The organism is Variovorax sp. P4_B10, assembly GCF_056402375.1.
On record NZ_JBFUHN010000029.1, the window covers coordinates 1 to 13347 of the forward strand.

Below are 13347 nucleotides of genomic sequence, written 5' to 3' on the forward strand. Positions count from 1 at the left end.
AAATAACGGTGGCGCGAAGGGGGGTACATTCGGGGTGGGGAGCACCCGGTGCCCTGTGCACGAGAGGCGCGGCCGTTGTGCTGGCCGATCAACCGCTGCTCTGAGCGATCACGCCGATGGTGTGCTCTGCGCAGCGAAATAAAGGAGGAGGCCTGCGGCCCTAGGCCGCGCCGGGGGACATTCGCGGAGCAGAGCACACCGTCGGCGGGATCGCGCCCTGAATGACCCACAACGCGACGATTCGAAGAGCAAAGATTTCACCCTAGATCTTCAAGCCCCAAGTCGCCCGTGCGCCCAGCACCAGCACGCCGCCCACGACCCAGAACACGCCCGCAATGCCGATCAGCGCACCCAGCGAGCCGAACAGCATCGGCATCGCCACGCTCGAGGCGTTGATGGTCATCAGCCGCAGGCCCAGCGCCTCGCCGTGCCGCGCGTGCGGCGTGATCTGGTGGAGCATGCTCATCACCATCGGCTGCACCGCGCCCAGCGCAAAGCCGAGGACCACGGAGCACATGCCCATGCCCAAGGCCGAGTTGAGCAGCGGGTAGATCGCGAACATCGCGGCGGTGACGATGGTCGAGCTCAGGATCACGCTGCGCTCCGAAGCGCGCGACGCCACGATGGGCAGCACCACGCGAATCGCGGCGGCCGCGATGGCGAACGCACCGAGGATGGAGCCGATCACCGAAGCGCTGATGCCGCGGTCATGCCCCAGCACGGGCAACACGAAGGCATGCACGTCCCAGCTCGACGACTGCAGCCAGTTCACGAACAGCAGGCGGCGGAACATCGGCTCGCGCAGCAGGTCCCAGGCCCGCGTCGGCGCAGCCCCTGCGACAGGCGCGGTGCGCGGTGGCTCGTGCGCGCCGCGCGCGAGTATCCAGCAGATGACAGGCAGGAACGCCAGCACCGCGAAAGAGACGCGGAACGCCAGCATGTCTGCGGGCGCGTGCCCGGCATGGTCGATCAACAGGCCGGCCAGGAAAGGCCCAACGAAATTGGCCACCGCGGGCGCGATGGCAAGCCAGCTGAACACGCGCTTGAGCTGCGTGGGGTTGGTGGCGGAACGGCCCACATGCCGCTGCAGCGCGATGACCGTCGCACCGGTCGCGCCCCCCGTCAGCAGCGCGGCAAGACACATGACCGGAAAGGTCGGGAAGATCACCGCGAGACCGGCGCCGGCCGACGCGGCGAGAACCGACAGCCAGAGCGGCCGCTTGAACCCATGCCGGTCGGTAAAGCGCCCCGCCGGCAGGGCCAGAAAGACCTGGGTCAGCGCGAACAGCGCAATCAGCAAGCCGACGGCCGCTGCGCTGTACCCCTGTTGCAGCGCCAGCAGCGGCGTTGCGAGTCGCATGCCAGCCATGGTGGCGTGCAGGCAGACCTGGGCGCCGATCACGCGCAGCAGTTCGGAGCCTTTCACGGGGTGTCGTCGATCTCGCTGTCGGCGGTGGGAGGCAGGAGCACCTGCGACTGGGCTTCGGGCAGCGCCTCGACCTTGCGCAGCGCGAGGCGCATCTGCTTGGCGCGCGTGTCGGCCTTGTCGAGCGTGTCGGAAGCCTTGGCCACCTGCTCCTTGATGCGCGAGACCCATTCGCCATAGCGCTCGAACTCGGTCTTGACCGCGCCCAGCACCTTCCAGACCTCCGAGGCCTGCTGCTCCAGCGCCAGCGTGCGAAAGCCCATGTGCAGGCTGTTGAGCATGGCAAGCAAGGTGGTCGGCCCGGCCAGCGTCACGCGGTGCTGGCGCTGGATGGCATCCATCAGGCCAGGCCGACGCAGCACCTCGGCGTAGAGGCTCTCGACCGGCAGGAAAAGAATGGCGAAGTCGGTGGTGTGCGGCGCCGCGAGGTAGTTCTCGGCGATCGACCGGGCCTCGGTGCGGATGCGCGCTTCGAGCGCCTTGGCCGCCAGTTCGGCGCCGGCTGCATCGGCGCGCTCGTGCGCGTCGATCAATCGCTCGTAGTCGTCGCGCGGAAACTTGGCGTCGATCGGCAGCCAGACCGGCGCGCCGTCGTCGCCCCGGCCCGGGAAGCGGATCGCGAAATCGACACGCTGCCCGCTGCGCGGCTTGGTCTCGACCTGCTTGGCGTACTGGTCGGCGGTGAGCACCTGCTCGAGCAGCGCCTCGAGCTGTACCTCGCCGAACACGCCGCGCGTCTTCACGTTGGTCAGCACGCGCTGCAGGCTGCCGACACCGACGGCCAGCGTCTGCATTTCGCCGAGGCCCTTGTGCACCTGCTCGAGCCGGTCGGCCACCTGCTTGAAACTTTCGCCGAGGCGGGCTTCGAGCGTGCTCTGCAGCTTCTCGTCGACGGTCTTGCGCATCTCGTCGAGCTTGGCGGTGTTGGTCTGCTGCAGCTGCGCGAGCTGCGTTTCCATGGTCGTGCGCACTTCGGCGAGGCGGCGCGCGTTCGATTCGCTCAGGCCCTGCAACTGGGTATTGAGCGTATCGGCCAGGGTCTTCTGCAAGGAGGCGAGCTGCAGCGAGAAAGCATCGAGCTGGGCGTTCTGCGTGCGCGTGGCTTCGGCGCCTTGCTGCACCAGCGACTGCTGGAAGGTGGCGAAGGCCTGCGCGGTTTCCTGCCGCGCACCGCGCGAGCTTTCGCCGATTTCATGGCGCAGTTCGCGCTCGGTGCGTTCGTTGGCGGCACTCATCGTGGCCAGCACGCCCAGCATGTCGCTGTGGTCGGGCTTGGGCTGCCGGCGCGCGAGCAGCCAGATCACCAGAACGATCTGGATGACTGCGAACGCAGCCAGCAAAAGGAGAACCAATTCGGGAAGTTCCAAGGTCGGGCGCGGTGTCGCTGCTCGTTGGTTGTTATTTGCCGGCCGGCGGAACGGGCGTGACGGGCGTCAGCGGTCCTTTGCCGCCGAAGTAGGCGATCAGGTTGTCGGCCGCGAGGTCGGCCATGGCGCGGCGCGTGGGCACGGTCGCGCTCGCGATGTGCGGCGTCAGCACCACGTTGGGCACGGTCAGGAGGTCGGGGTGGACCTTGGGCTCGCCTTCGAACACGTCGAGGCCCGCCGCAGCGATGCGCTTCTCGCGCAGCGCCGCGGCCAGCGCCGCGTCGTCGACGATGCCGCCGCGCGCGATGTTCACCAGCGTGGCGGTCGGCTTCATCAGTGCGATTTCGGCGGCGCCGATGGTGTGGTGCGAAGCCGGCGAGTAAGGCACCACCAGCACCACGTGGTCGGCCGTCTTGAGCAGCTCTTCCTTGCTCGCGTAGCTGGCCTTGCATTCGGCTTCGAGCGTTGCATCGAGGCGCGAGCGGTTGTGATAGATCACCTTCATGCCGAAGCCGTGCGCACCGCGCTTGGCAATGCCCTGCCCGATGCGGCCCATGCCGATGATGCCGAGCGTGGCGCCATGGATGTCGGAGCCCGCGAACATGTCGTAGCTCCACTTTTCCCACTTGCCCGCGCGCAGGAAGTGTTCGCTTTCGGTGATGCGGCGCGCCGTGGCCATCAGCAGCGCGAAGCCGAAGTCGGCCGTGGTCTCGGTCAGCACGTCGGGCGCGTTGGTGCCGAGCACGCCGTGCGCGGCCATCGCATCGACGTCGAAGTTGTTGTAGCCCACGGCCATGTTGGCGCAGATCTTCAGGTCGGGGCAGGCGTCGAGCACCGTGGCATCGATGCGCTCGCTGCCGGTGGTGAAGGCGCCCTGCTTGCCTTTCAGCCTGGCGATGAGCTGCTCTTTGCTCCAGGTCTCGTCGGAGGGATTCGACTCGACCTCGAAATGCTGCGACAGGCGTTCGATGGTTTCGGGAAAGATCGCGCGTGCGACCAGGATCTTGGGCTTGCTCATGATGTTTGTGCTCAGCGAAAGAAGATGAAGGTAGAGAGGACGAACAACGGAACCAGGATGGCCACGGACCACGCCATGTAGCCGAAGAAGCTCGGCATGGGCACGCCGCGGCTCTCGGCAATGGCCTTGACCATGAGGTTGGGCGCGTTGCCGATGTAGGTGTTGGCGCCCATGAAGACGGCGCCGGCCGAGATGGCGGCGAGCGTGGTCGCGTAGGTGGTCATCAGCGCGGCCGGATCGCCGCCTGCAGTGTTGAAGAACACCAGGTAGGTCGGCGCATTGTCGAGGAACGAGCTCAGCACGCCGGTGGCCCAGAAATACATTGCCGGATCGGGCTGGCCGTCGGCGCGCGTCACGGCCGACACGACGGCGCCGAACGGCCCCTGCGTGCCGGCCTTCAGCATCGCGATCACCGGAATGATGGTCAGGAAGATGCCCGCGAACAGCTTGGCCACTTCGGCCATCGGGCCCCATTCGAACTGGTTGTCGGCGTGCACCCTGGGCGATGTGAGCTTGTATGAAACCACGGCGATCAACGCCAGCCCCACATCGCGCACCAGGCCCGGCAGGCCGACTTCGGTGCCGAACACGTCGAACGCCACCGGCGATTTCCAGAAGCCGCTGAGCAGCACCAGCGCGACAACGCCCCCGAGCAGCCAGAAATTGGCGGCACCGTCGAAGCCGATGCGCTGCGTGTCGGGCGTCGGATCGACCGGCAGCACGCCTTCCTTGCGGTAGTAGTGGCGGTCGATGACATAGAACAGCGCCAGCAGCACGGCGAGGATGAAGAGCGTTTCGGGCAGGATGTTCTGCGCGGTCCAGAAGAAGCTCACGCCCTTGAGGAACCCGAGGAACAGCGGCGGGTCGCCCAGCGGCGTGAGCGCGCCGCCCACGTTCGAGACGATGAAGATGAAGAACACGATCACATGCACCCGGTGGACGCGGTTGTCGTTGGCGCGGATCAGCGGCCGGATCAGCAGCATCGAGGCGCCCGTGGTTCCCATGAAGCTCGCGAGCACCGCGCCGATCGCGAGGATCGCCGTGTTGAGGCCGGGCGCGCCATGCAGGTTGCCGCGAATATGGATGCCACCCGCCACCGTGAAGAGCGCGGTCAACAGGATGATGAACGGGATGTACTCGGCCACCAGCGCATGCACGAGCTGCGCGCCCGCCAATCCCGCGCCGTAGGTCGCGGCAAAGGGCAGCAGGAAAGCCAGCGCCCAGGCGGCGGAAATCTTGCCGTAGTGGTGATGCCAGAAGGACGGCGTGGCAAGCGGCAGCAGCGCGATCGACAGCAGGATGCCGGCGAACGGCACGCCCCAGAGCGGCGAGAGCCGGGCGCCGTCGAGATCGGCGGCCACTGCAAGCCCCGGCACCAACAGCATCAAAAAGACAAGGCCTCTTCCAGCAACTGGGGGGCGCCTCATGCCTCGATCTCGAACACCTGGCGCAGGTAGGCCAGGTATTTTTCGTCCTCGCACATGTTCTTGGACGGCGTGTCCGACAGCTTGGCCACCGGCTGCCCGTTGCAGTGGATCATCTTGATGACGATCTGCAACGGCTCGTAGCCGAGGTCGTTGGTGAGGTTGGTGCCGATGCCGAAGGCCAGCTGGCAGCGGCCGCGGAACTGCTGGTAGAGCTCGATGGTGCGCGGCACCGTGAGGCCGTCGCTGAAGATCAGCGTCTTGGTGAGCGGATCGACGCGGTTCGCGACATAGTGGGCCAGCATGCGCTCGCCCCACTGGAACGGATCGCCGCTGTCGTGGCGGGCGCCGTCGAACAGCTTGCAGAAATACAGGTCGAAGTCGCGCAGGAAGGCGCTCATGCCGTACACATCGGACAGCGCGATGCCGAGGTCGCCGCGGTATTCGCGCGCCCAGCTCTCGAAGCCGAAGATCTGGCTGTCGCGCAGCCGGGGCCCGAGCGCCTGGCAGGCCTGCAGGTATTCGTGCGCCATGGTGCCCAGCGGGATCAGGCCTAGTTTCATGGCGTACAGCACATTGCTGGTGCCCGCGAGCTGGGGCAGCCGGTCGCCGGGCTTCGTGTGCACCGGTGGCGGCGTGACGGCGCCCAGCCGCATGTTCAGGGTGCGCAGGACCTCTTCGTGCCAGTCCTTGGAGAAGCGGCGGCGCGTGCCGTAGTCGGCGATCTTGAGGTCGGCCAGGCCGGCGTCCTGCAGCTGGGCGATCTTGGTCTCGAGCCGGCGGCGTCCTTCCACGAAGTCGGGTTTTTTCTGCGTGTTGCGGAAATAGACCTCGTTGACGATCGCCAGCACCGGGATCTCGAACAGGATGGTGTGCAGCCACGGCCCCTGGATGCGGATCTCGAGCTCGCCCGAGGACTGCGGAATGATGTTGATGTACTTCTCGTTGAGCCGGAAGAGCCCGAGGAAGTCGACGAAATCGCTCTTGATGAAACGCATCGACCGCAGGTAGGCGAGTTCGGCATCGCGGAACTGCAGCGAGCACAGGCTGCGCACCTCGTCGCGGATCTGGCCCGCGAACTGCGCCAGGTCGATGCCGGGGTTGCGGCACTTGAACCGGTACTCGACCCGGGCGCCCGGGAAGTGATGCAGAACGACCTGCATCATCGTGAACTTGTAGAGGTCGGTGTCGAGCAGGCTGTGAATGATCATGGTCGTCGGTGCGCGGTGTCTCAAACTTTCGGCGGCCGTTCGATTATCACGGGCTGCGTCGGCCTCTGCCTACGGGGGCTGGACAGTACGTCCTACCGGCAGGGTGAATGCCTCGCGGGACATTGATTCACGGCGGCGATACAGGCCGCCGAATCAACCTTTCAAGGAGATTCGCATGAACAAGGACACCATCGAAGGCAACTGGAAACAGCTCAAGGGCAAGGTCAAGGAGCAATGGGGCAAGCTGACCGACGACGACTTCGACGTCATCGCCGGCAAGCGCGACCAGTTGCTCGGCCGCATCCAGGAACGCCACGGCATCAGCCGCGAAGAAGCCGAAAAGCAGGTCAAGGACTGGGAATCGCGCGACGGCCGCTCGCCCGACGCGCTCTGGTTCGAAAAGTATTGACGCAGGGCCGGCTGCCGCGCACCCGCCATCTCATCATCCACCTCGAAGGAAAACTCCAATGAAAAGACATCTGCTCATGCTCGCCCTCGCCTCCACCTGTTTCGTCGCCACCCAGGCCGGTGCGATGACCAAGGACGAGTACAAGGTCGCCAAGGAAAAGATCGAGGCCGAGTACAAGGTCGCCAAGGCCCAGTGCGACACGATGAAGGACAACGCCAAGGACGTCTGCCAGAAGGAAGCCAAGGGCAAGGAAGACGTGGCCAAGGCCGAGTTGGAACAGGCTTACCAGCCGAGCGACGGCCACGCCCGCAAGGTGGCTGAAGAGAAGGTGAAGGCCACCTACGAAGTCGCGAAGGAAAAGTGCGACGACCAGAAGGGCGACGCCAAGGCCGCCTGCGTGAAGCAGGCCAAGGCCGACGAAGCCCAGGGCAAGGCCGATATCAAGGCCATGAAGAAGACCATGTAAGGCATCGCGGCCCGATCGGCCGCACGACAAAGGACAACGGCGCCCTCGGGCGCCGTTTTTCGTGGGTCAGGCTTTCAGCGCATCGACCACGCGCTGCAGCGCCTCGGGCAACGGCACCGGCCGCTGGGTTGCACGGTCCACGTAGACGTGCACGAAGTGGCCCTGGGCGGCGGCCGTGTCCGAGCCCTCGGCAAACAGCGCGATTTCATAGCGCACGCTCGAACGCCCCGCCTGGGCCACCCGGATGCCCGCCTCCACCGTCTCGGGGAACGCGATCGGCGCGAAGTAGTTGCACTGCGTCTCGACCACGAAGCCGATGGTCTGGCCCGCGTGGATGTCGAGTGCGCCACGCTCGATGAGCAGCGCGTTCACCGCGGTGTCGAACCAGCTGTAGTAGACGACGTTGTTGACGTGGCCGTACATGTCGTTGTCGGCCCAGCGCGTCGGGATGCTGCGAAACGCACGGTAGCTGCCGCGGGAATGCGGCGTGGGTTTGGTGGCGGAGCTCATCGCGCGGCATTTTGCCAGCGGCGCCAGTAGTCGAAGGCGACCCTGAAGGTGCCGAGCTGCACCTGCACGGTCTCGGCGATGTCGCTGGCATAGCCGCCGGCCATGGCAAAGGCCGTCGGGATGCGGCGCTGCCAGGTCCAGTCGAACACGCGCCTGTCGCGCGCCTCGAGCCCGTCGAAGCTGAGCTTGAGGCGGCCGAGCCGGTCGCGCTCGAAGGGATCGGCCCCTGCGAGGTAGATCACGAGACCGGGCGAGAAGCGGCGGTCGAGCTCGTCGAGGGCGTGCTCCAGGGCGGTGAGGTAGTCGGCGTCGCCGCAGCCGTCGGGCAGTTCCACGTCGAGGTCGCTGGCCTCCTTGCGGAACGGGAAATTCTTCTGGCCATGCAGCGAGAGCGTGAAGACGCTCGGGTCGTTGCGGAAGATGCTGGCCGTGCCGTTGCCCTGGTGCACGTCGAGATCGATCACCGCGACCTTGAGCTGGCGCCCGCTTCGTCCGTGCTCCGCCTGCATCAGCCGGGCCGCCACCGCCGCATCGTTGAAGACGCAGAAGCCGCCGCCCTTGTCGGCATGGGCGTGGTGCGTGCCGCCGGCCATGTTGGCCGCCACGCCGCAGGCGAAGGCGGCCCGGCAGGCCGCAATGGTCGCACCGGTGGAACGGCGCGACCGCTCGACCATGGCCTCGCTCCAGGGAAAGCCGATCTCGCGCATCGCCTGCGGGCTCACGCTGCCGTCGCTGATGGCGGCGATCCACTGCGGCGTGTGGGCCAGCGCCAGCTCGCCGTCGCTGGCGCGCGGGGCCTGGTCCATCTCGACGGCCGGCAGGTGCTCCAGCAGGCGGTCGCGCAGCAAGGCGTAGCGCGACATGGGAAAGCGATGCCCCGGCGGCAGGGGCAGCACGAACTGGCCGGAATAGAAGGCGCGCATGCCCCGCATTCTGCGATGGGCCCGATTTAGAAGGCGGCCTCTAGATTGCTGCATAGCAGCAAAAACCCCTTGATCGTAAAACTCAGCTGCCTATACTTGAGGCCATGCTGCACCGCAACATGAATGACGAGGCAGCGCAACGTGAACCGACCGCTCAACCATCCCTTCTGGAGATCCCAAATGGCCCTGACCGCTGACCAAATCCTCGCCGCCCAAAAAGCAAACCTCGAAACCCTGTTCGGCCTGACCACCAAGGCTTTCGAAGGCGTCGAGAAGCTCGTCGAGCTGAACGTCACCGCTTCCAAGGCCGCCCTGGCTGAAGCCGCCGGCACCGCTCAAGCCGCCCTGAACGTCAAGGACGCACAAGAGCTGCTGACGCTGCAAGCCAGCCTGTTCCAGCCCCTGGCCGAAAAGACCGCCGCCTACAGCCGTCATCTGTATGACATCGCCCAAGGCACCGGCGCCGAGTTCTCCAAGGCTTTCGAAGCCAAGGCCGCTGAAGCCCAGCAAGCCTTCGTCGGCCTGGTCGACAGCGCTTCCAAGAACGCACCCGCCGGCTCGGAAACCGCCGTTGCCGTGCTGAAGAGCGCCGTGGCTGCCGCCAACAACGCTTTCGAATCGGTCCAGAAGGCTGTCAAGCAGGCTTCCGACGTCGCCGAAGCCAACTTCAACGCCGTGTCGACGCAAGCCGTCGCCGCTGCGAAGACCGCGACGGCTTCGCGCAAGCGCTAAGCTTTCGACCACCACCAGTTGTCTCCTTGGGTCCTCACGGATCCAATTCAGGGCCTCGTCTTCGGACGAGGCCTTTTTTTCGTCTTCGATAATGCCGGTCTCATTTCAGGAGACTCTTCATGCAAATCGACGGCAAGGTTTTTATCGTGACCGGGGGCGCTTCGGGCCTCGGCGAAGGCGCGGCGCGCATGCTGGCGGCGAACGGCGGCAAGGTGGTGATCGCCGACATGCAGGCCGACAAGGGCGAGGCCGTCGCGCGTGACATCGGCGGCGTGTTCGTCAAGTGCGACGTGAGCCAGGAGGCCGATGGCCAGGCCGTCGTTGCCGCAGCCACGAAGCTCGGCAAGCTGGTGGGCCTGGTCAACTGCGCCGGCATTGCGCCGGCCGAGAAGACGGTCGGCAAGAACGGCCCCCACGCACTCGCCGTATTCAGCAAGACGGTCACGGTCAACCTGATCGGCAGCTTCAACATGATCCGCCTCGCGGCCGACGCGATGAGCAAGAACGAGCCCGAGGCCACCGGCGAGCGCGGCGTGCTGATCTCGACCGCTTCGGTCGCCGCCTACGACGGCCAGATCGGCCAGGCCGCCTACAGCGCCTCGAAGGGCGGCGTGGTCGGCATGACCTTGCCGATCGCGCGCGACCTGGCACGCAACGGCATCCGCAACATGACCATCGCCCCCGGCATCTTCGGCACGCCCATGCTCTTCGGCATGCCGCAGGAAGTGCAGGACGCGCTGGCCGCCAGCGTGCCCTTCCCCTCGCGCCTGGGCACGCCCGAGGACTACGCCAAGCTCGCCAAGCACATCATCGAAAACGACATGCTCAACGGGGAGGTGATTCGTCTCGACGGAGCGATTCGACTTCCGCCCCGGTGAGCGGCGGCACCGCCGTGCTGCCGGTGCGGTCCAGCCGCTCGTACTGGGCGATCACCTGGGCACCCAGCAGCACGAGCGTGGCGGCGATCTCCAGGCTCAGCAGCACCACGATCGCCGTGGTGAGCGAGCCGTAGACCACGTTGACCTGCGACAGGGTCGAGAAGTACCAGATCAGCACGCGCCGCGTGGCCTCCCACAGCAGTGCGGCGGTCACGCCGCCCAGCAGCGCGTGGCGCAGCGACATCCGGCCCGCCGGCATCACGAGGTAGAGCGAGGTCAGCATGAAGATCTCGCCGCCCAGCCCCAGCAGGTAGAGCAGCAGGCCCGAAACACCCGACAGCGACCAGCTGCGGCCCAGCAGGTCGACGCTTTCCTGTCCGACCAGTTGCAATGCGCCCGATACCAGCGTCACCAGCAGCAGCCCCACGCACAGGCACAGGATGTAGACGTAGGGCATGACGGCCGAGACCAGGAAGTGGCGCTTGTGATCCGCCTTGCGGTGATGAAAGATCACCGCCATCGCACTCTCGAGAATGCTGAAGGCGAGCGAGCTGAAGAAGATCATCGTCACCAGCAGCACCGGCCCCATCACGTCGCGGTGGTCGAGAAAGCTCGACAGCTCCGTCACGATGGCCTTCGACTGCCCCGGCAGCAGCCATTCGAGGTACCGCCCGATGGTGCGCAGCAGTTCGGCCTGCTCGATGACATGCGACAGCGCGATCACGCTCACGATCAGCAGCGGCACGATGGACAGCAGCGCGTAATAGGCCACCGCGCCCGCAAGCAGCAGGCCCTGGTTGGCGCGAAAGGCCTTGAGCGCGTCCCAGATGAATCTCAGGGGATGGCGCAGCAGCGGCGCGGCGTGTTGCAATGGGTTGGGCGTCGTCATGCGGTGGGAATCCGTATCACATTCAGTATGCCGTCCGGCCGCGGGCATGCGGCCGCTTGCGTATGATTTGCCGCTCTTCGCCTACATGACCATCCCCGCTTCATTCATCCAGGAACTCATCGCGCGTGCCGATGTGGTCGAAATCGTCGGCCGCTATGTGCAGCTCAAGAAGGCCGGCGCCAATTTCATGGGGCTTTGCCCCTTCCACGGCGAGAAATCTCCCTCTTTTTCCGTCAGTCCGACCAAGCAGTTCTATCACTGCTTCGGCTGCGGGGTGCATGGCAACGCGATCGGCTTCCTGATGGAGCACGCGGGCATGGGCTTCGTCGAAGCGGTGCACGACCTTGCCGGCCAGTACGGCCTGCAGGTGCCCGAGGACGACGCTTCGCCCGCCGAACGCGCCCGCGCGGCCACCCAGCGCCAGAAGCAGGCCACGCTGACCGACGTGCTCGAAAAGGCCGGCGAGGCCTATCGCAAGGCGCTGYGGCAGGCGCCCGGGGCCATCGAATACCTCAAGGGCCGGGGCGTTTCCGGCGAAGTGGCCAGGCAATTCGGCATCGGCTATGCGCCCGCCGGCTGGCGCTCGCTGGCCGGCGTCTTTCCCGACTACGACGACCCGCTGCTCGCCGAGAGCGGGCTGGTGATCGTCAACAACGAGGAAGGCCAGCTCAGCGACAGCGAAGCCAAGCGCTACGACCGCTTCCGCGACCGCGTGATGTTCCCCATCCGCAACGTCAAGGGCGAATGCATCGGCTTCGGCGGGCGCGTGCTCGGCGACGAAAAGCCCAAGTACCTGAATTCGCCCGAAACGCCGGTGTTCAGCAAGGGCCGCGAGCTCTACGGCCTTTATGAAGCCCGCGCCGCCTTCCGCGACCGCGGCTACGCCCTGGTGACCGAGGGCTACATGGACGTGGTCGCCCTCGCCCAGCTCGGTTTTCCGAATGCGGTGGCCACCCTCGGCACCGCCTGCACGACCGAGCATGTGCAAAAGCTCTTCCGCTTCACCGAATCGGTGGTGTTCAGCTTCGACGGCGATGCCGCCGGCCGCCGCGCCGCGCGCAAGGCGCTCGACGGCGCCCTGCCCTATGCCACCGACGTGCGCAGCATCAAGTTCCTGTTCCTGCCGGCCGAGCACGACCCCGACAGCTTCATCCGCGAATTCGGCGCCGAGGCCTTCGCCCGCTTCGTGACCGAGGCGACGCCGCTGTCGCGCTTCATGCTCGAGGCCGCCCGCGAAGGCTGCGACCTGACCACCGCCGAAGGCCGCGCCCACATGACCAGCAACGTGCGCCCGCTCTGGAGCGCCATGCCGGACGGCGCCCTCAAGCGGCAGCTGCTCAGCGAGATCGCCACGCTGGTGCAGCTCGATGCGCCGGCGCTCTCGGAACTCTGGGCCGCCACCCCCGGCCCGCGCAAGGCCGCGGCGCCGCCCGCGCCGCGCTACAGCGAACCGGGGGGCGACGACGGCGGCTATCCGGACATGCCGCCCCCCATGGAATACGAGGCGCCTCGCTACGAAAACGATAGCAAACCGCGGGGCAAGTTCGTCAAAGGCAAGCGCTGGGGCGGCAAGTACGAGGCGCCGATCGAGCCATTGCGTGGACGGGGCAAGCCCCCGAGCCGGCCCGATGTGGCGGTGCGGCTGCTGCTGTCGAACATGGCGCAGTGGGATGCGCTCTCGCACGAACTCCACCTCTTGCTGTGCGAGCTGCCCGGCCCGCACGGCGCGCTCTTCACCTGGCTCGACAGCCAGTTGCACGAGCACGGCGTGCAGCCATGGGCTGCGCTGCGCGAAGGCATGCGGGGGCTGGATTTCGAGGCACTGGCCGAGCGGCTCATGAACGTCGCCGACAACGCCCCGGTGGCGGAGGGCGAAGAGGAGCAGCACCTTGCCGATGCCGCCATGGAGCTCTCCAGCGTGCTCGATTTCATGCTGGACGACCGCCTCAAGGCCCAGCAGAGCGAGGCCATCGCCTCGGTCGGAAAAGACCCGAAGGCCCTGGAGCGCTACAAGGCGCTCGAGGCGCGGCGGTTGGAATTGCGCAACCGCCTGAGCCCGCGCGGTTCAGAAACTGCTTGAAATTTACGCAATGC

Annotated in this window: 13 protein-coding genes; 5 read left to right on the forward strand and 8 right to left on the reverse strand. The window is 66.4% G+C overall.

Features of this window, described 5'->3' with window-relative positions; genetic code table 11:
- Positions 1 to 262: 262 nt before the first annotated feature.
- Genes AC1DXX_RS15145 through pncB form a run of 5 tightly spaced genes read right to left on the reverse strand, consistent with a single transcriptional unit; the run spans position 263 to position 6446 of the window.
- Positions 263 to 1426 carry an MFS transporter gene (locus AC1DXX_RS15145; RefSeq protein WP_478135024.1) on the reverse strand — a complete coding sequence of 388 codons (1164 nt, stop codon included), beginning with the start codon at positions 1424 to 1426 and terminating at the stop codon, positions 263 to 265.
- Positions 1423 to 2778 carry a DNA recombination protein RmuC gene (locus AC1DXX_RS15150; protein WP_478135025.1) on the reverse strand — a complete coding sequence of 452 codons (1356 nt, stop codon included), beginning with the start codon at positions 2776 to 2778 and terminating at the stop codon, positions 1423 to 1425. The genes AC1DXX_RS15145 and AC1DXX_RS15150 overlap by 4 nt, the downstream gene beginning before the upstream one ends.
- Positions 2779 to 2824: 46 nt before the next feature.
- Positions 2825 to 3811: a 2-hydroxyacid dehydrogenase gene (locus AC1DXX_RS15155; protein ID WP_478135026.1), complete on the reverse strand. Its 987-nt coding sequence runs from the start codon at positions 3809 to 3811 to the stop codon at positions 2825 to 2827.
- Positions 3812 to 3822: 11 nt separating this feature from the next.
- Positions 3823 to 5196 (reverse strand): sodium:proton antiporter, encoded by a 1374-nt coding sequence (locus tag AC1DXX_RS15160; RefSeq protein WP_478135027.1) that lies wholly within the window; start codon positions 5194 to 5196, stop codon positions 3823 to 3825.
- A 38-nt stretch (positions 5197 to 5234) separates the two neighbouring features.
- A complete protein-coding gene (gene pncB, locus AC1DXX_RS15165) occupies positions 5235 to 6446 on the reverse strand; it encodes a nicotinate phosphoribosyltransferase (protein WP_478135028.1) in 1212 nt (403 codons plus the stop codon).
- 175 nt (positions 6447 to 6621) lie between these two features.
- Between pncB and AC1DXX_RS15170 the strand changes: the two genes are divergently transcribed.
- Positions 6622 to 6855, forward strand: coding sequence for a CsbD family protein (locus AC1DXX_RS15170; protein ID WP_478135029.1), 234 nt, complete (start codon positions 6622 to 6624; stop codon positions 6853 to 6855).
- A 58-nt stretch (positions 6856 to 6913) separates the two neighbouring features.
- On the forward strand, positions 6914 to 7321 hold the full coding sequence (locus AC1DXX_RS15175) for a hypothetical protein (protein ID WP_478135030.1): 408 nt from the start codon (positions 6914 to 6916) through the stop codon (positions 7319 to 7321).
- Between the two features lie 66 nt (positions 7322 to 7387).
- Here the strand turns inward: AC1DXX_RS15175 and AC1DXX_RS15180 are convergent, their stop codons facing one another.
- Positions 7388 to 7831, reverse strand: coding sequence for an acyl-CoA thioesterase (locus AC1DXX_RS15180; protein ID WP_478135031.1), 444 nt, complete (start codon positions 7829 to 7831; stop codon positions 7388 to 7390).
- Positions 7828 to 8763, reverse strand: coding sequence for a histone deacetylase family protein (locus AC1DXX_RS15185; protein ID WP_478135032.1), 936 nt, complete (start codon positions 8761 to 8763; stop codon positions 7828 to 7830). The genes AC1DXX_RS15180 and AC1DXX_RS15185 overlap by 4 nt, the downstream gene beginning before the upstream one ends.
- 171 nt (positions 8764 to 8934) lie before the next feature.
- Between AC1DXX_RS15185 and AC1DXX_RS15190 the strand changes: the two genes are divergently transcribed.
- Together AC1DXX_RS15190 and AC1DXX_RS15195 are read left to right on the forward strand one after the other, a co-directional pair.
- Positions 8935 to 9486 carry a phasin family protein gene (locus AC1DXX_RS15190; protein WP_478135084.1) on the forward strand — a complete coding sequence of 184 codons (552 nt, stop codon included), beginning with the start codon at positions 8935 to 8937 and terminating at the stop codon, positions 9484 to 9486.
- A 119-nt stretch (positions 9487 to 9605) separates the two neighbouring features.
- Positions 9606 to 10364: a 3-hydroxyacyl-CoA dehydrogenase gene (locus AC1DXX_RS15195; RefSeq protein ID WP_478135033.1), complete on the forward strand. Its 759-nt coding sequence runs from the start codon at positions 9606 to 9608 to the stop codon at positions 10362 to 10364.
- Here AC1DXX_RS15195 and AC1DXX_RS15200 read toward each other — a convergent pair.
- A complete protein-coding gene (locus AC1DXX_RS15200) occupies positions 10312 to 11253 on the reverse strand; it encodes a YihY/virulence factor BrkB family protein (RefSeq protein ID WP_478135034.1) in 942 nt (313 codons plus the stop codon). The genes AC1DXX_RS15195 and AC1DXX_RS15200 overlap by 53 nt on opposite strands.
- An 85-nt stretch (positions 11254 to 11338) precedes the next feature.
- Here AC1DXX_RS15200 and dnaG point away from each other — a divergent pair, with 85 nt between their 5' ends.
- Entirely contained in the window at positions 11339 to 13333 is a 1995-nt protein-coding gene (gene dnaG / locus AC1DXX_RS15205; protein WP_478135035.1) for a DNA primase, read from the forward strand.
- The last annotated feature ends 14 nt before the right edge of the window (positions 13334 to 13347 follow it).

Bases quoted from the DNA above. Each gene is read 5' to 3' on its own strand.
- AC1DXX_RS15160 (WP_478135027.1), bottom strand. From the start codon at position 5,196: ATGCTGTTGGTGCCGGGGCTTGCAGTGGCCGCCGATCTCGACGGCGCC.
- AC1DXX_RS15155 (WP_478135026.1), bottom strand. From the start codon at position 3,811: ATGAGCAAGCCCAAGATCCTGGTCGCACGCGCGATCTTTCCCGAAACC.
- AC1DXX_RS15175 (WP_478135030.1), top strand. From the start codon at position 6,914: ATGAAAAGACATCTGCTCATGCTCGCCCTCGCCTCCACCTGTTTCGTC.
- AC1DXX_RS15180 (WP_478135031.1), bottom strand. From the start codon at position 7,831: ATGAGCTCCGCCACCAAACCCACGCCGCATTCCCGCGGCAGCTACCGT.
- AC1DXX_RS15185 (WP_478135032.1), bottom strand. From the start codon at position 8,763: ATGCGGGGCATGCGCGCCTTCTATTCCGGCCAGTTCGTGCTGCCCCTG.
- AC1DXX_RS15200 (WP_478135034.1), bottom strand. From the start codon at position 11,253: ATGACGACGCCCAACCCATTGCAACACGCCGCGCCGCTGCTGCGCCAT.
- pncB (WP_478135028.1), bottom strand. From the start codon at position 6,446: ATGATCATTCACAGCCTGCTCGACACCGACCTCTACAAGTTCACGATG.
- AC1DXX_RS15190 (WP_478135084.1), top strand. From the start codon at position 8,935: ATGGCCCTGACCGCTGACCAAATCCTCGCCGCCCAAAAAGCAAACCTC.
- AC1DXX_RS15170 (WP_478135029.1), top strand. From the start codon at position 6,622: ATGAACAAGGACACCATCGAAGGCAACTGGAAACAGCTCAAGGGCAAG.
- AC1DXX_RS15195 (WP_478135033.1), top strand. From the start codon at position 9,606: ATGCAAATCGACGGCAAGGTTTTTATCGTGACCGGGGGCGCTTCGGGC.